Genomic DNA, 16,389 nt, shown 5'->3' on the forward strand with positions numbered 1-16,389 from the left:
TAACTTCGACAGGATTATGTGAATGTGTCTTTTTTCTTGTCATGTAACTCTCCCCTTATAACGTGATTATGTCGTATCTTATACTATCCTATCTGTCCATTATAAGGGGGGCAACCACTGTCACTACCCGTATTTTGTCGTATTATTCCGAGATGCTTCGAGCATGACAGGCACCTAAATTAATAGAGACTTATAGCTTTTCTGTCCTTTGGCTTATTGAGATAACAGTTTGCCAGTTCCACTAGCTGTTCACCTTTTAACACATAAAGCCCCACCCTCAAAAGCACATCTTCAAGCAACCCCTCTAATGTCGGAATCCACATGACCCGCTCCTCCTGTTGGCTGGAGTTTCTTTCACTAGCCGAGAAATCTCAGCCTCCTTTTCTAACTATTTTCATTACAGTTTTTGTACAAACATAAAGAAGCTCTATTTATAATTCTAAATAGACCTTCTCCTAATTCCTCTATGTCTTGTAATGCAAAAATAATTATTCAACAAGCTTCGCCCCATCCAATAGAACGTCTAAATTTACGTATTTTTATCACTCTGCCCCCTACCTTACCATGGTAGTTCTGCTCAGTTATTTAAGTTAACTTAAATATGTAAAGCTAACAATAGTGCTGTTTTCTGCTGTTAGTTTACATTTAAGTTAACTTTAGTTTTCTCTAAAAAATTGTATTGTGTGGTCAAAATGTGGTCAATTTGATATAAAAGTATATTATCCTTATTAATAAATAAGTCGGGTTTCTTCATTATAATAGAGGTCAAGTTTTAAAAGCAGACCTTCATGTAAAAACCTGCTAGTTAATTGGATTTTTTGGAAGAGGAAAGGAGAAGGACCTGTCCCTTAAAGCTACTTAAGCTATAAATATTACTGTCTAATTAAATGCTCAGAGCGATACTTTCCTGGTGTGGTGCCAACATGTTTTTTAAATACTTGGTTAAAATATCTTTGATTATCATATCCCACTTGATCACAGATCTCAGAGATTTTATAATTAGTTGTTCTGAGGCGTTCCTTAGCTGTATTCATTCGCATTTCTATGATAAATTCGAACAGTGTCATACCCACCCTTTTTGAAAACAAGCTACTAAGATAGGCTGGACTAATATGAAATTCCTTAGCAATATCGTCCAAAGTAATGACTTCACAAAAATGGTTCTCTATATACTTTTTGACATCAACAATTAATTTCTCTTTCTGTGACATTTGATTATCATTTAAATACTCTGAGAGTAATTTCCCCTTATCCAGTAACCATTCTTTCATATCATCGATTGATCTCAATTGATGTATTTGGTTATATATCACATGTTTTTCTTCCAAAATGCGTTCAACATTGACTTCATATTCTTGCTGCACATGATCAAACACATTAATTATTAGTCTAAAACACATATACTTAGTTTTTAATGGCGGAAGCATCTTTTGCTGTGAATATTGTAATAAATTATCAATCAGTTTGCTCAGATTATTTAAATTCCAATTCTGGTTATTGAAGTAATTATCGATAGTTTTGATCATATCAGAACCTACATTATGATCCACTTTTTCTAAAGCATCATAATACATGAACGATCGATTTAAATAAATACCTATGTGAAAGGCTTCTATTGCTTCTTTATATGATTGCTGAACATTTGCTAGATCAACATACGTATTCCCCACTCCGATTAATGGTGATTTCCCAACCTGAGTCTCAATTAATTCTGCAAAATCAACTATGGCTTTATTCTCCTCTTGGTTCGAGTTAGAAAATACAGCAACTAAATATTCATCAACGAAAAACACAATTCCATTGTTGTCATTTTTCTGAAAAGGAGTTTTTAAATGCTTAATAAAATCCCGCTCTTTATAATTGATTAGCTCTTTTGAAGAAGTAAATCCACATACTAGTACCGTAAAATTTACAAATTTAGTGGTTAGCTCATGGGCGCTTAATTGATGACCAAAAATGACATCTAGCATATACTTTTCCTCTAATTGCAATTCGTAATGTTGAATTTTATCCTTATTCTGTTTTTCCATTTGAATACTTTCAAACTTATTAATCGCTTTTTTTACTGAAGCAATAATTTCATCTAGCTCAATTGGCTTCGTTAAATAGTCTATTACTTCTAATTTGAGTGCCCTTTTCGCATAATCAAATTCTGTATAGCCACTAATAATAATAAATACAGTATTCGGGAGAAGATTCTTTACTTTATCAATTAAGTCTAAGCCGTTCAATCCAGGCATTCTTATATCTGCCATGACAATGTGGGGCTTTGTTTCCTCAATTAATTTGTACGCCGTATTCCCATCTAGAGAAGTTCCTACAATTTGAACTTGATGGTCGGACCAATTAATCGCTGATGTCAGGCCATCTATTACCACTTTTTCATCATCTACAATTACCATTTTATACACTTTGGGTCACCCCTTCCTTTTTCAAACCGGCAAATTCTAATCCTACTTTTACAATTACTTTTGTCCCTCTATCTTTTTTGCTTTCTATTGTCATACCATAGTTTTGACCATACTGTAATTTTATTCTTTCATTTATGTTCTTTAAAGCATACCCTTGTTTACTTGCAGCTACTTCTTCCGTGTCAAATCCAACTCCATTATCAATGACTTCAAAAATCATCGCATCATTTACTTTTCGACCAGTAATCTTGATTTCCCCATTTCCTTCTATTAATTCTAGACCATGATAAACAGCATTTTCAGCAAGGGGCTGTAAAATCAATTTAATAATATTTTCCTTTAAAAGTAAGGAGTCAATATCTATACTATATTTAATTTTGTTATCGAAACGAATATTTTGAATATCAATATAACTTTTCACTTGATTAATTTCATTTTCTACAGTTGTAATATACTTTCCATCATTTAATGTTAGTTTAAATATCTTCGATAAACTAACTGCCATTTTCGCAATCAATTTTGCATTGCTTTTTTGCGCCATCCAAAAAATTGAATTAAGCGTATTGTACAAAAAGTGTGGATTAATATGATTTTGAAGGGCCAAGAGCTCAGCTTCTTTTTCTTTTAATTGTGACTCATATAGCTGGACGGTCAGCTCACTGTTTCGGTTATACAATTGAACAAAGCGATTACCCACTTTTCCAATTTCATCATTAGAGTCAAACGCGATATTTGATATCATTTCTCTTTTTTCCATACCCTCTGTTACATTTCTCAATAATGAAAGCTGTTTCGTAATTTTTTTTGAAATCAAAAAGGCACTTATTGTTGATAACAGAAAAGATAGAACTAATAATAAAACGGTTAGGACTCTAATATAATTAAATTCTTTAACGACATATTTATAAGGCACCACGCTTACAATTTTCCAGTTCGTTATCGTATTAGTAGTATGATTTAAAATATATTTTTCGTTTTCTATCTCAACGATTTGTGCTTCTTGTGGATTCTGTAACATTTCTATAATGCTCTTATATTTATCTTGGTTTTCATTATCGTTCGAGTATATGACTGTGTCTTGATCGAATATTAAAATCTCCTCTTCGTTATTAATGTTTTTAAACATATTATCAAATACCGATTTATTCACGCTAATAATTAAAACGCCTATTTTTTCAATAGTCTCTAAATCTCGAATAAATTTTCCGTACATTAATAGATTGGAGCTTTCAATAAAATCAGTCTCTATTCCTTTAAACCAAACTCCGTTCCCGTCTTGTTGTTCAAGCATGTTATACCAATCCGTACGATTTATCTGATCATAAACAGTTCCAAAATAATTACTTTGTCCCTGACTAAGTTGTAAATATTCATTTTGTTCATTTCCAACATAAGCTGCATTGATAAATGGTTTATTATTGGTGACATTAATAAGGAGATCCCTTGTAGCCGTTTGCATTTTATAAGATTCAATTGTCAACTCTGTATGGTTCAAGAACCCTTGGATGTCATTTGAAGTAACAATTATATTTGCGCTACTTTCAATGTCAGCAACAAACGTATCAATGTTCCAATCAATCACACTTAAAAAGTTAGACGTTGTATCTGATATTTTATTTTCCATTACTTTATTTAAATAGATAAAACCAAACGTTCCTATAATGAGTAAAGGAATCAACGTAGAGAGAATCGCTAACATGATTATTTTCTGCTTTATTGTCAGATTTCGTTGTTGCTTCAACATTCTCATATATCATCCCTCTTAACCCTACTATTTAAGTCATTCGCACTTATGCCAATCAGGCTGCTATTTTCGCTTTTGCTCATTAATTTTTTTATTTACGACACTAAGCGCTTCTTCTGGTGAATAAATTCCATTAATGACTCCATAAATACTTTCATTAATCGCATCTCCTATTTGAGATGGGACAACGAGATCTGGCTGGTTCGGTTGACTTTCCCATCCGGGTTGGTTCATTTGCTCCATAACTTTAGCAAATACTGAATGGCTCTTCTCATCTACTTCCCCTTCAAATTGGATCACAGGAGGAACTTGATTATCTATCATAACTTGCGCTCCTTCTTCACTATAATAAAACTTCAGAAATGCCATAACAGCAGCATATTTTTCTTCGTCATCTTTGACTTTTGAGCTTACGACTAACGGAGCTGCTGGAACAATGGAAGATACGTTTTGCTTTTCGATCCCGTTTTCAAAAGTAGGTCCCCACCAAAAACTAACATCTTCCGCTATCTCACTTTCTTCAATTTTATTTGTTTCCCATACTCCAGCATCCAACATTGCTGCATCACCGTTCAAGAACATTTGAACGGCTTGAAAATAATTTAAATTGGCTACATTTTTCGGGAAAGCTCCCATTTCTCTCAATTCATCAACATTTTTATAAAATTGGAGAAAGTCCTGATTTTTATAGCTTTCTTCGCCCTCTAGGATTTGATCAATTTTATCAAAAAAACCATACCTTGATAGCATCGTTAGAAATGCCCAAACAGAATAAGGATCTTGAGAGCCTTTGGCAATCGTAACAATATTTTGTTCTTCAAATAATTTCACAGTTTCTTTTAAGTCTTGATACGTTTGTGGCAAAGGCACATTGTATTGATCAAACAGTGCTTTGTTATACCAAAAACCTGTCACCAGAGGCTGATATGGAAGTCCAAATTGTTGACCGTTTTCGTAATAAGGTTCAAGCATATTTTCATGGAATTTTTCAGCTAATTGAAGGTTTTCATCAAAAAGTGCAGTCAAATCAAGTAGCAATCCCGCTTCATTTAACTCAGTCGAAGTATGCGGTAGCACCCAAAAGATATCAGGTAAATCATTTGATTGAGCTAACATTTTCATTTTTTTAACATGGGCTTTTTGTTCCGTTCCTTGAAGATTAATTTTAATATCAGGGTTTCCCTCCATAAACTTTTCAATGATTTCATAAAGAGCTGGTTCTTGACGTTTTGGATTGGCAGCATGAATAGCAAGGTCAATCGTTATTTGTTTATTTTCACTCTGTTGATCGATTGCACTTGAACCACGTTCATCAGCTTTGTTACAACCTATTAACGTTAGTATAACTAGTAGCAAAACCACAAAGCTCTGATATCGTTTTTTCATAATTTTGATCTCCCACATGTTTTATTTTCAACTAGTAAAACTTAGTTTAGTTGGATAACGAGTAAACGAAAACAGTATGTTAAATCAAATGAAAACAATGACAGCAATCAATGAATCTCTCAAAAATGGTGACGCTTTCATAATTGTGAAATTAAATCTACTCTACTTGCTAGGGCTTGATACTATAGAACTACCTTTAAAGTTAATTCTTACATACTATTTTATATTTCTATTATAACAAAGACCATTCTAATTTTTTTCGAAAATGTCAGTTATTTTTAGAACCAATATCTAGCAGCAAAAAAGAACGACTTACCTTCGAAAGTGTTCGAGGATAAGTCGTTACTTCTATATCAACCTATTAAATTAACGCATTTTCTTCATTCAATAACTCTTCTATTTCTGACAGTACTGGCATACTTGGTATCCCACCTTTATTTGTCGTAGAAACTGCTGCTACTCCATTAGCAAAGGCAGCAATACTCTTAACTTCTTCCCTTTCTAACTCAGAAGGCCGTCCACCCTTTTCAAGAATCTTGTAAAGAACTCCACCAAGAAACGCATCTCCAGCTCCTGTTGTATCGATCGTTGCTACCTTTATTCCTTCTTTACTACCTGTAAATTCTTTCATACGGTAAAAACAACCTTTTTTACCACGTGTTACAAAGATAAGTGAAATCCCATACTCCTTACATAAATAGCCTGTTCCTTTCACTAAATCTGTAGATCCGGTAATAAACTGAAATTCTTCTTCGGAGATTTTCAGTATATCCGCAAATGGTAATCCTTTTATGATCATGTTCTTGGCATCTTCAGTTGAACTCCATAAAGGCATCCGTAAATTAGGATCATATGACACAATGATTCCATTCTCCTTAGCATATTTAGCAGAATCTAGTGTAGCAGATGCTGCTGGTTCATGTGTCATTGAAAGTGAACCGAAATGAAAAATCCGGGAGTTCTTGATTACACTTTTATCTATCTCTTTGCTATCTAATGTCATATCAGCTCCTGGTTTTCGATAGAAGCTAAAAGATCGGTCACCATCTTCATCTAAATGAACAAATGCTAAGGTCGTATTCACATCTTGAGAAAAAACTAAGCCACTTATATCAACCTTATGATCTTCCATTACCTTTTTTAAATAATGACCAAATTGATCATTGCCTACTTTCCCGATGAAGCCAGTTTGTTTATTCAGTTTCGCTAAAGCAACTAATACATTCGCAGGCGCACCACCAGGGTTTTGTTCAAACAAACTTCCTCCATTTTCCGATGTTCCATAGGGGGTAAAATCAATCAAAAGCTCACCTATTGCTGTTACATCATACATCACTTCCACCTACCTTAACTAATTTTTCATTACCTTGATCTAAGATGACATCGTCCAAATGATTTTCAACCTTCGTAAAACTTCGATAAGCTGACCACATGACTACGAATGTTAAAGCACTACCACTAAAAAAGAAAAGAACACTAAGAAATGAGAGAGTAATCCAAAAGACTATCATACTCCCTACTAATATGACTCCTGTAGAAATCGGGTTTGCAATCGCAACTAGTAGTGCATTTTTCACGACTTGAAATGGTTTCAACTCATAATGAACGTAAACGGGAAAAACATATAAAAGTATTACGAACAAAACTAGCAGCAACGCTAAAAACACATAAGAAAAAAGCTGAAGGTAATTGGCTTCCATTGATTTGAAAAACTGATAGTCAATAAATAAAATATAGCCAAGCAATCCTAAGCTACATCCTAGTAGATTTATTTTCAGAAACTCTTTTTTATAAGCTTGATAAAACGTTGAAAATACCGGGATATCATCTTCCCCCATCACCCATTTCCTCACAACAGAAAACATCGCTACAGTTGATGGAAAAAAGCCAAACACAACAAGCCCGATCAATGCAAATCCAATCCAGAGCAAATTGACATAAGCGAGTCGCATAACCCACTCACATACACGATAGAAACCACCTATCATACCAGTGTATTGCATATACATCCTCACTCTCTGTTACGTATTTATCTAAACAGAGTCTATGTTTTAACAAGAAAATGAAAATGGGACCTCACCTTTTAAAGGCCCCATATCTCATTTCAACAAGATAAAAATCTTAATTCCAAACAGAATCCAGTTTCCAAGATTCGATGCGATTGATACTCACCTTTCCCCCGTTAGTAAAGAGTTTAAATTGAGTACTATCGGCATCTGGGAAAATTCGATTGGTAATCACTTTCTCCCCATCATTAACAAAGAGCTCTACAGATGTCGTATCCATAAAAATACGAAGATTGACCGTGCCATCGTCCGTTACGGTTAACGGCGCTTTGCTGATTCCCTTTTCTCCGCAACCAGAATGCTCACGATCCATGACAATCTCTTTTTTTTCAAGATCAAGCAAGATTTCTGTTCTTTCTGTTCCATCTTCAGAGCATCTAAGGTGAATACCAAATACAGTCGCATCTGTTTCCTTAATATTAAAATCAATGATCGTTTCAGAAACTGTCTCTTGGAGTTCATTTACATTCGTCGTTTCGACAACTTCAAATGGCTCTATTTTTTTAAAGTCTGATCGTAAGTCAGCTAGCTCTGCTACAGGCTTTTGCTTGAGGACGTCCCCTTCTAATACAAGCTCTCTTGGAATGCCCATTGCCCCAGCCCAACCATGTTCCTGGGAAGGCATTTTTGTTAACCACTTCTCCATCCAACCAATCATAATTCTTCGACCTTGTTCATCTATCAATGTTTGTGGAGCGTAGAAATCAAAACCATAATCTACTGTTCTGCAAGTTTCTTGTGTGAAAATACCTTCTTCATAGTTCATGTCTCCAATAACATAAAACGGCTTTTCGTTTTGAGTGCCATACATTGGAGAGACAATCAGGGCATGACGATCGTCGATTGGAAACAGGTCAGGACATTCCCACATATCCCCTTGTGTACCATCACTTTCTGCCGCAACACCTTTGTAATCCCACTGCTTTAAATCAGTAGATACATATAATAAGGCTTTCCCTTTTCCATCCTTTTTTGAACCAACGACCATATACCATGTATCTTCATATTTCCAGACTTTCGGATCTCTAAAATCCTTAGAACCATCTACCGGAAATTGACCAATGACCGGATTTTGGTCATACTTTTCAAAAGAAATTCCATCTTTGCTCGTTGCAATCGCTTGAACTTGTTGAGGTTCGTTTCCATCGACATGACCTGTGTAAATTAATACAAGTTCGTCTCCGTCCACAACTGCGCTTCCTGAGAAACACCCATACCCCTCTACATCTCCAGAATCATAAGATTCTGATGGAGCTAATGCGACCGGCAAGTGCTCCCAATTTACCAAGTTCTTGCTTTTAGCATGGCCCCAATGCATGGGCCCCCAGCTAGAAGCATACGGATAATATTGATAGAATAAATGGTACTCGCCTTTATACTGTACAAGACCATTCGGATCATTAATCCAACCAACAGGCGCCATAAAGTGATATTTCAAACGATAAGGACTATTTTCCACCTTGCCTTTGTTCCTTGCAATTTCATCATTTGCTTTCTTAAGTACTTCTACATGTTTGGTATTTGTCATCACCATAATCCTCACCTCACACTCGTTTAGTTTATTTACTGTTTAACGAATCTTTCACTCGTTTCGCGTGCTCAATGTTCCCTTGTTGTGATTCTCTTGTTTTGTTGTATTTTAATTCCATTTGATGCTTCTTTTCTTCTATATACGTCTTTTCTAACTCTTTTGCAGATTCATACGCTTTTTGCTGCTCTTCATTTAATTCTGGTTTTTCCTTTTGCTCAACTTCTGGCATTTCGGCTACATGGGGAAGTCTGTCTTCTACTGGCAAAATATCAAGTTTTGGAGATGGCAATGTTTGATACCAGTATGCCGTTGATGACCAGTCATCAGATAAGTGATTCGCATGACCATGCTCGAGTGTAACCTTAATACTTTCAGAAAAATGAACTGGATCTGCGATATGGAATCGGTACGAAACTTGATAGCCAGGCTTTTCACTTTCATGAATAATCGAACCGTTATACAAGAACGCATTCTTCTGCATTCCCCACGCATGACCGAAATAATCTTCACTACCTGTTCCATTAATACTTGGTTGCTTCTCACCATCGATGAAGATCATATCATCCCCTTCACCCCACCAGCTTCCTTGGAAATGGTTGACTGATAAGTTACAACCCACATAGTGGCCTTTTCCTTCTGTTTCTAAAACGACATAGTTTTCTTCACCTGATAAGTTAGCCACACTTTGAATAGCAGGGCTATTTACTTGGAGATCATTCCCCCAGCCTTCGCAAGGATTTTCACGATGCCAATTTGCATGGAAGTAAACGGTATCCCTAGGTAACTCCTCTTTATATAGTTCATAATCAATATAGAAGTACAAACCGAATGGCAACGTATTTTCGTTGACAATTTCAATTTTTGCTTTTTTGTTAAATGGCATTGGGAAGAAGCAGTTTAAGGCAGCTGGTGCACCAAATTTATTCGCTTCCTCTGGCTTAACAGATACGTTAAACGGAGCTGATTCAAAGTTCCCTGGTAATGAATGACCTACGCAGAAGAAATCTCCAAATGGCGCCAACACACTTGGTGTATCTTGATCATCCCACGTAATTTTAATTAAAGCCTTTCTGTAATAGAACGGATCTTGTTCTTCCCACGTAACTCCTAATGCGTTGTGAATCTCATTAACGGGTGCTACATTGCTTCCTAATGCTGGATCGACAATACTTGGTCCCATTATTTTTCTACAGAAAGACGTCATCCAAAAATGAGTCAAACACCCAGGTCCTTCGATTTCACCTAATACGACTGATTCATTTGGTGGAATTAACCAATAGTCTTGATTTCTACCTGTTTGATCTGAACTCGAAAGTCTTGCAGATCTAACATCCGCGTGTCTTGTTAAATTTTGCATAAATCCGTTTGATTGTGTTTTCATTGTTTCTTCTCCTCCAAAATGTAATGTATTTATTTTTTTAGTTTTGTAGTATGAACTTCATTTGCTTGCTATGAGACTGACACTCATAGCAAGCAGTAACCCTAGCCTTTTACTGCACCTGCTGTCATACCGGCAATAATATATTTTTGGAAAAAGCCATAGAAAATAAGTTGTGGAATCATAACTAATACGGTAGCGGCAATAATCCCACCATAGTCAATATTCCACCTTCCTTTAAATTCCGAAATTCCTAGCGGAACAGTAGTTAAAGAATCACTACTAATTAATGTGACTGCAAACGGAAACTCATTCCATACATACAATATATTAAAGATAAAAATTGTTGCAATCACAGGGATAATAATAGGAAGAACAACTGATTTACATAGAGTAAATAGATTACAACCATCGATAATCGCTGCTTCTTCTAGTTCCTTCGGGAATCCCTTTAAAAAGCCCATAAACAATAAGGTGTTAAAAGAGATCGATGTTGCAATATAGGGCAAAATGAGGGAAGCATGTGTGTTCATCAAATCAAACATGATCGTAATTCGATAGATTGGGAACAATAGAATAAAAGGTGGAATAGCTAATCCAAGTAATAGAAAGTAATATAATCCTCCTTTTAATTTCCCTGATTTAAATACCATTCTGCTTAATGCAAATGAACTCATAAATGTAATAATAATAACTACCACAACCGTAATAACAGCGATAATAATGGTATTTTTGTACATTAAGAGAAGATCTAGAGTTGCAATAGCACTTCTGTAATTTTCAAGATTTAAACTTGCAGGCAAACTAAACGGACTCGTTAATATTTCACTATTTGATTTAAATGATAGAAGGATCATCCATAGAAACGGCAGCATAACAATAAAGGTTATGGCGTAAATAGGAACATACGACCAGATCTTGCTTTTTGTTTTGCTCTTTTCTAATTTACCTAGATTCTGATTTTCCTGCCTTTGAGTCATTGCTTGATTCATGATTACACCCCCTTCTTTTCTACTCGTTTTTTGCTTAACCCAATAAATAGAGCCGTAAATACAATTGTGATTAATAAGGTAACAACCGCAACGGCCATTCCATATCCATATTCACCAGAAATGAATGTCACATTGTACATATAGGTGACTAACACTTCAGAAAGGTGGTTAGGACCGCCGTTAGTCAGTTGGAGTACGGTTTCAAATATTTTGAAGCAGAACGTGATAATAAGAATAACGTTAATCTTAAATGTTTCATTTAACATCGGTATCGTAATGAAGATCAATTTTTGTACTCGATTGGCACCATCAATGTCACTAGCTTCATAAATTTCACGAGGTATAGTAGCTAAACCAGCAAGAAAGATTGTTGCGATAAATCCTAAAATCCTCCAGCTCTCTACTACCCCTACCGAGTATGGTGTAAGAGTTGTTCCACCTATCCACTGAAACGCTAACTGTTCTAATCCTATTTTTTGTAAAAATACATTTACAAATCCCATATCCGGATCAAGGATAAATACCCAAATCAACCCTACTAAAATCGGTGCGATCACAGCCGGTGCAAAGTTTAACGCTTTTAACACATTTGAACCTTTTACATCGCGATTAAGGAGCAATGCTAGAAAAAATGCACTCGGTATTAACACAATCAATGTGACACCTAATACAATGACTGTGTTCTTTAACGAAACCCAGAAGAACGGATCTTGCAAGAGCGCCTGATAATTTTCAAGGCCAATAAACTCTGGTACCCCAATCCCTGAGAACCTAGTAAGACTATAATAAGAGGCTATTATAATTGGGAGAATAATATAAGCCGAATACACTAACAGGGTAGGTAGAAGCATGAAACATATATAACGCTTTTTACTAAGCCAATGCATATTCACCCCTCCATGTTGGAAATCATTTTTTAAACATCATACTTTTTTGGCGGTTCTACCACAGCCTAATCACTGTGGTAGAACCCGTTTACCATTTTTACTGTCCTGAAATTCTGTTCGCTACTATATCAAGAGCCTCTTCCGGTGTATAAATTCCGTTCATAACTCCATAAATACTGTCATACAAAGCATTCGCAATAGATTCTGATACAACTAGGTCTGGTTGATTAGGCTGACTCTTCCAATCCGTTCTATTCATTTGTTCTACCACTTTCGCAAATACTGGATGTTTCTCTTCATCTATTTCACCATCGAATACAATCATTGGAGGAACTTGATTATCTAACATGATTTGGGCTCCATCTTCGCTATAGTAGAATTGCAGGAATTTCATGACTGCCTCATATTTTGCTTGATCATCCTCTACATGTTTACCGACAACTAAAGGAGCTGCTGGGACAATTGAAGAAAGATTCTGATTCCCGACACCATCATCAAATGTTGGTCCCCACCAGAAACCGACATCGTTTGCCAATTTACTTTCTTCTATTTTCTTAGCTTCCCATATTCCAGCATCAAGCAAAGCAGCCTCTCCAGTCATAAATGTCTCAACCGCCTGAAAATAACTTTGCGTTGTGATGTTAGCCGGAAATGCTCCGAGTTCTCTCAATTCATCAATTTTTTCATAAAACTTTAAAAAGTCATCATTATTAAAGCTTTCTTCCCCTTCAACAATGACATCAATTTTGTCAAAGTATCCGTACCTAGATAACATCGTTAGAAACGCCCAAACAGAATAAGGATCTCTGGCACCTTTTGCTATTGAGACAACATCATTTTCTTCAAACACTTTTACAGCTTCTGTTAAATCTTCATATGTTTCTGGTAAACCTACATTGTATTGATCAAATAGAGCTTCGTTATACCAAAACCCTGTAACTAAGGGCTGGTAAGGCATTCCATATTGCTTACCATCGATCTGATACGTCTCAAACATATTCATATGAAACTTTTCAACCAATTCAGGATTGTTGTCGAAAAATGGTGTTAGATCAAGAAGTTGCCCTGCCTCTTCGAGCTCTTGCGCTGAAGCTGGTAACATCCAAAAGATATCTGGAAGTGCATTAGATTGCGATTTCATTTTAATATTTCGAATATGTTCTTGTTGGTCAGTCCCTTGTAGATTAATTGTAATATCAGGGTTCTCTTCCATGAACTTCTCAACAGTTTGGTAAAAAGCTGGTTCCTGATCTTTCGGATTCGCCACATGTATAGCAAAATCAATTGTGACCTCCTCGCTTGCTTCACTACCTTCAACCGGATCTGTAGCGCTTTTATTACTACACCCTATCACACTTATAACCATCAATAGCAGCAAGCTAAAAAAGGGAAATAGCTTTACTCTCTTCATCATATTTTCCATCTCCTTTTGACCAGATTATTTTAGTAACCGGTTTCATTTTTGTTAGACGAAATCGTTTCTTACTTTCTGTTAAAAATATTTCTATTAACTCTTCAATAACTATGATGATTGATTATTCTATTTCCCATCCCCCTTCAATTGTTTGAATGAAAGTATTAACTTACTTGATTACACTTTTAATTGTAGAACCTTATCTATGTATTGAAAATTCTAATATATTTTAAAGCTGTCATATATTTTTAGAAAAATGAAAGCGGTCTATTTTCCTGAGTAGTCCAAAAACAATCCAAAATTGTTTAGTAATAAAAGGAATTAGTGGGGTTAAGTGAGGAAAGTGGTATGTACGGAAGTATTCAACTATTTATAATTAATCAGTACTTGCTTTTATCGTTATACAAAGAGTCCATACAAAAACTTTGATCAAAAGGGATCACGAAGCACAACTTCACAATTTTGTAAGCTATGAAAATTTCTCTAACAACAAAAAACGCACTATCTGAAAAACAGATAACCCGTTGAAACCCTTATGGTTGGTGGAGCCAAGTGGGATCCCCTGGCCTTCGCGCTACCAGCTGAGCTATAACCCCATATAAAGTTTTGACCTCTTCGCTGCCAGATAAAAGCAGCTTAATAAATACGGTTCACACGGCTCAATCACGTACAATAGAGTTAATATAGTTTGTGGGAATAGTTTTGTTGTACTGTTCAACGATCAGCGTTTAATTTATCAATTTTTTATTCAGAATAATGCCGATTGCGTAAGATTGAATTCATCAATTATCTTATTTGCGATATTGTTCAGCGTGGTTATTTAAGAGGCAAAAAATGAGGTGTTGGAATACACTTTTATCCAATACCTTTTACGTTATCTACTAATCCATTTATTTAAAAACATTACATCATGCCGCCCATATTTGTACGAAAAACCTTTAAGTTTATTCTATACTTCTCAAGTTAATTTTAGTTAATGTATGAGGGGATTCGGGGATTATTTAATTTATTCTGGATAATTCTCGTTAACTCTTTTTCATTATTGAGTGGTCATATTGTGGGCACTGTATCTATTTTTAAAATTACCATATAAACTTAGCAAGCTTACAAATCAATATTTTAAAATACAATAATTTGAATATTCATTCAAACAACTCTTCATAATACTCGAGAAAGATTAGTCCTTCCTTTCATAAAAAAGGAATAGGAAATACAAAATCTGACCGAATGGCAATATATTCACAAAAAGCACCATCGTATGGTGGTGTTGCCAAGAATTTTACTTCTGGACATAGATTGTACTTTCCTGATTTACAGTACTCACATACACCACACGTCACACCAGGTTCAACAGTTACTCTTTGTCCTATTTTTAAATGCTTTACTTCTGAACCAATTTCAACTATTTCACCAGAAGATTCATGCCCTAGTATAATAGGTTTTTCTACAATAAAATTACCAATACGACCGTGTTGATAGTAATGAACATCTGATCCACACAAACCAACTGATTGTACTTTAATTAGTACTTCATCACTTGCTGGGATAGGGATATTTCTATTTTGCAACTCAATTTTTCCTGGCTCTAGTAAAATGGCAGCCTTCATTTGTTTAGACATACTTCCTCCTCGTTGTTGTTTCAATTATAATAACTTACACATACTTGCCCTGCTATGAACAATAACTTTTTTACATACTTCTATAGTCCCAACTAATTTCCCTTTTTAATTTTCTCCGTTTTCTTTATTAATTTAGTTAAATTAATTTCATGATTTAAATCCTATGTCTTGTACAGCAAGCCTATTTTGTGCATGATTTAAGTCAAACGGCTCTTCCTCGACTTCATGTACCTTTACATAAAATTTTGCTAACACGTATTCTTGATTGTCACCTGGTTCATCATTAAATGGATTGCATTTTTGCACAAGCTCCCAAGCTTTATCTCCACTAATAACCTCTAGCATCTCCATTTCTAACTGCACATTTCCAAAAAAAGGTCTCGGTACTTTAGGAAAAGCAACAAACGGATCTAGTGTTTCCTTCGTTTAGCGAAAAAGAAGCAAAAGATCCGCCCCCTTACTTCCCTGTGATGCAGTCAATCCTTTTCCCAATGTCATATGTTCAAAGAGAAACTTGTACACCTCTCCCTCTGTTTTTTTATACAACAAAAAAAGCATTCCTCAACGGAATACTTTAGGATGCCTGGCAACGTCCTGGCTCGCTATTTCTCTTCTACGGGGATGGGTTATTCATGGAGTTGTTCTTCGAAGTTTCTTACGTCGTGTTACGAAGAGAAACAGCTCGTCTCACAGGGGGACACGATGTTTTTTCAGAGATGTATAATCACTATGTAACCATCGACCCATTCGAGGAAGGTGCTGTTCCTCCGGAACAGAGCTCTTCAGCGCCTTGAGCATTCTGTTTATGCATATAAAAAAGACAATCCATTGGATTGTCTTTTATCTGCCTGGCAACGTCCTACTCTCACAGGGGGAAGCCCCCAACTACCATCGGCGCAAAAGAGCTTAACGACCGTGTTCGGCATGGGAACGGGTGTGACCTCTTCGCTATCGCCACCAG

At 35.6% G+C, this 16,389-nt stretch carries 14 protein-coding genes and 1 rRNA gene; 1 reads left to right on the forward strand and 14 read right to left on the reverse strand.

The genetic code is table 11. The features are described from left to right. Positions 1 to 179 precede the first annotated feature (179 nt). The 13 genes from AC1FXP_RS22935 to AC1FXP_RS22995 form a co-directional block, all read right to left on the reverse strand. Complete coding sequence (locus AC1FXP_RS22935; RefSeq protein ID WP_480064247.1) at positions 180 to 323, reverse strand: hypothetical protein; 144 nt, start codon at positions 321 to 323, stop codon at positions 180 to 182. A gap of 549 nt (positions 324 to 872) precedes the next feature. After that, on the reverse strand, positions 873 to 2,402 hold the full coding sequence (locus AC1FXP_RS22940) for a helix-turn-helix domain-containing protein (protein WP_332632597.1): 1,530 nt from the start codon (positions 2,400 to 2,402) through the stop codon (positions 873 to 875). Position 2,403: 1 nt separating this feature from the next. Further along, positions 2,404 to 4,161, reverse strand: coding sequence for a sensor histidine kinase (locus AC1FXP_RS22945; RefSeq protein WP_480064248.1), 1,758 nt, complete (start codon positions 4,159 to 4,161; stop codon positions 2,404 to 2,406). Between the two features lie 57 nt (positions 4,162 to 4,218). Further along, positions 4,219 to 5,541: an ABC transporter substrate-binding protein gene (locus AC1FXP_RS22950; RefSeq protein WP_480064249.1), complete on the reverse strand. Its 1,323-nt coding sequence runs from the start codon at positions 5,539 to 5,541 to the stop codon at positions 4,219 to 4,221. A gap of 361 nt (positions 5,542 to 5,902) precedes the next feature. Further along, positions 5,903 to 6,874: a carbohydrate kinase family protein gene (locus AC1FXP_RS22955; protein WP_480064250.1), complete on the reverse strand. Its 972-nt coding sequence runs from the start codon at positions 6,872 to 6,874 to the stop codon at positions 5,903 to 5,905. Further along, positions 6,867 to 7,544 (reverse strand): YesL family protein, encoded by a 678-nt coding sequence (locus AC1FXP_RS22960; protein ID WP_332632531.1) that lies wholly within the window; start codon positions 7,542 to 7,544, stop codon positions 6,867 to 6,869. Before AC1FXP_RS22960 ends, AC1FXP_RS22955 begins: the two co-directional genes overlap by 8 nt. 118 nt (positions 7,545 to 7,662) lie before the next feature. Further along, complete coding sequence (locus AC1FXP_RS22965) at positions 7,663 to 9,141, reverse strand: glycoside hydrolase family 32 protein (RefSeq protein WP_480064251.1); 1,479 nt, start codon at positions 9,139 to 9,141, stop codon at positions 7,663 to 7,665. Positions 9,142 to 9,166: 25 nt separating this feature from the next. Beyond that, positions 9,167 to 10,519: a glycoside hydrolase family 172 protein gene (locus AC1FXP_RS22970; protein WP_480064252.1), complete on the reverse strand. Its 1,353-nt coding sequence runs from the start codon at positions 10,517 to 10,519 to the stop codon at positions 9,167 to 9,169. Between the two features lie 101 nt (positions 10,520 to 10,620). Next, complete coding sequence (locus tag AC1FXP_RS22975) at positions 10,621 to 11,508, reverse strand: carbohydrate ABC transporter permease (protein WP_480064253.1); 888 nt, start codon at positions 11,506 to 11,508, stop codon at positions 10,621 to 10,623. Positions 11,509 to 11,510: 2 nt separating this feature from the next. Continuing rightward, positions 11,511 to 12,395 (reverse strand): carbohydrate ABC transporter permease, encoded by an 885-nt coding sequence (locus tag AC1FXP_RS22980; protein WP_332632527.1) that lies wholly within the window; start codon positions 12,393 to 12,395, stop codon positions 11,511 to 11,513. Between the two features lie 97 nt (positions 12,396 to 12,492). Continuing rightward, complete coding sequence (locus AC1FXP_RS22985; RefSeq protein ID WP_480064254.1) at positions 12,493 to 13,809, reverse strand: ABC transporter substrate-binding protein; 1,317 nt, start codon at positions 13,807 to 13,809, stop codon at positions 12,493 to 12,495. Positions 13,810 to 14,999: 1,190 nt separating this feature from the next. Then, complete coding sequence (locus tag AC1FXP_RS22990) at positions 15,000 to 15,428, reverse strand: alcohol dehydrogenase catalytic domain-containing protein (RefSeq protein WP_480064255.1); 429 nt, start codon at positions 15,426 to 15,428, stop codon at positions 15,000 to 15,002. A 147-nt stretch (positions 15,429 to 15,575) separates the two neighbouring features. Next, a complete protein-coding gene (locus AC1FXP_RS22995) occupies positions 15,576 to 15,779 on the reverse strand; it encodes a hypothetical protein (protein WP_480064256.1) in 204 nt (67 codons plus the stop codon). 281 nt (positions 15,780 to 16,060) lie between these two features. On the opposite strand from AC1FXP_RS22995, the gene AC1FXP_RS23000 reads away from it, so the two are divergent. Then, a complete protein-coding gene (locus AC1FXP_RS23000; RefSeq protein ID WP_480064257.1) occupies positions 16,061 to 16,222 on the forward strand; it encodes a hypothetical protein in 162 nt (53 codons plus the stop codon). Positions 16,223 to 16,274: 52 nt separating this feature from the next. Here AC1FXP_RS23000 and rrf read toward each other — a convergent pair. Then, a 5S ribosomal RNA gene (gene rrf / locus AC1FXP_RS23005) occupies positions 16,275 to 16,389 on the reverse strand.

The sequence above is a fragment of the Halalkalibacter sp. HAAS-P013 genome (assembly GCF_056619925.1).

Excerpts from the sequence above, each read along its gene's own strand:
- AC1FXP_RS22990 (WP_480064255.1), bottom strand. The coding sequence starts at position 15,428 with ATGTCTAAACAAATGAAGGCTGCCATTTTACTAGAGCCAGGAAAAATT.
- AC1FXP_RS22940 (WP_332632597.1), bottom strand. The coding sequence starts at position 2,402 with ATGGTAATTGTAGATGATGAAAAAGTGGTAATAGATGGCCTGACATCA.
- AC1FXP_RS22955 (WP_480064250.1), bottom strand. The coding sequence starts at position 6,874 with ATGTATGATGTAACAGCAATAGGTGAGCTTTTGATTGATTTTACCCCC.
- AC1FXP_RS22995 (WP_480064256.1), bottom strand. The coding sequence starts at position 15,779 with ATGGAGATGCTAGAGGTTATTAGTGGAGATAAAGCTTGGGAGCTTGTG.
- AC1FXP_RS22975 (WP_480064253.1), bottom strand. The coding sequence starts at position 11,508 with ATGAATCAAGCAATGACTCAAAGGCAGGAAAATCAGAATCTAGGTAAA.
- AC1FXP_RS22935 (WP_480064247.1), bottom strand. The coding sequence starts at position 323 with ATGTGGATTCCGACATTAGAGGGGTTGCTTGAAGATGTGCTTTTGAGG.
- AC1FXP_RS22960 (WP_332632531.1), bottom strand. The coding sequence starts at position 7,544 with ATGCAATACACTGGTATGATAGGTGGTTTCTATCGTGTATGTGAGTGG.
- AC1FXP_RS22970 (WP_480064252.1), bottom strand. The coding sequence starts at position 10,519 with ATGAAAACACAATCAAACGGATTTATGCAAAATTTAACAAGACACGCG.
- AC1FXP_RS22985 (WP_480064254.1), bottom strand. The coding sequence starts at position 13,809 with ATGATGAAGAGAGTAAAGCTATTTCCCTTTTTTAGCTTGCTGCTATTG.
- AC1FXP_RS22950 (WP_480064249.1), bottom strand. The coding sequence starts at position 5,541 with ATGAAAAAACGATATCAGAGCTTTGTGGTTTTGCTACTAGTTATACTA.
- AC1FXP_RS22980 (WP_332632527.1), bottom strand. The coding sequence starts at position 12,395 with ATGCATTGGCTTAGTAAAAAGCGTTATATATGTTTCATGCTTCTACCT.
- AC1FXP_RS22945 (WP_480064248.1), bottom strand. The coding sequence starts at position 4,161 with ATGAGAATGTTGAAGCAACAACGAAATCTGACAATAAAGCAGAAAATA.
- AC1FXP_RS22965 (WP_480064251.1), bottom strand. The coding sequence starts at position 9,141 with ATGGTGATGACAAATACCAAACATGTAGAAGTACTTAAGAAAGCAAAT.
- AC1FXP_RS23000 (WP_480064257.1), top strand. The coding sequence starts at position 16,061 with ATGGAGTTGTTCTTCGAAGTTTCTTACGTCGTGTTACGAAGAGAAACA.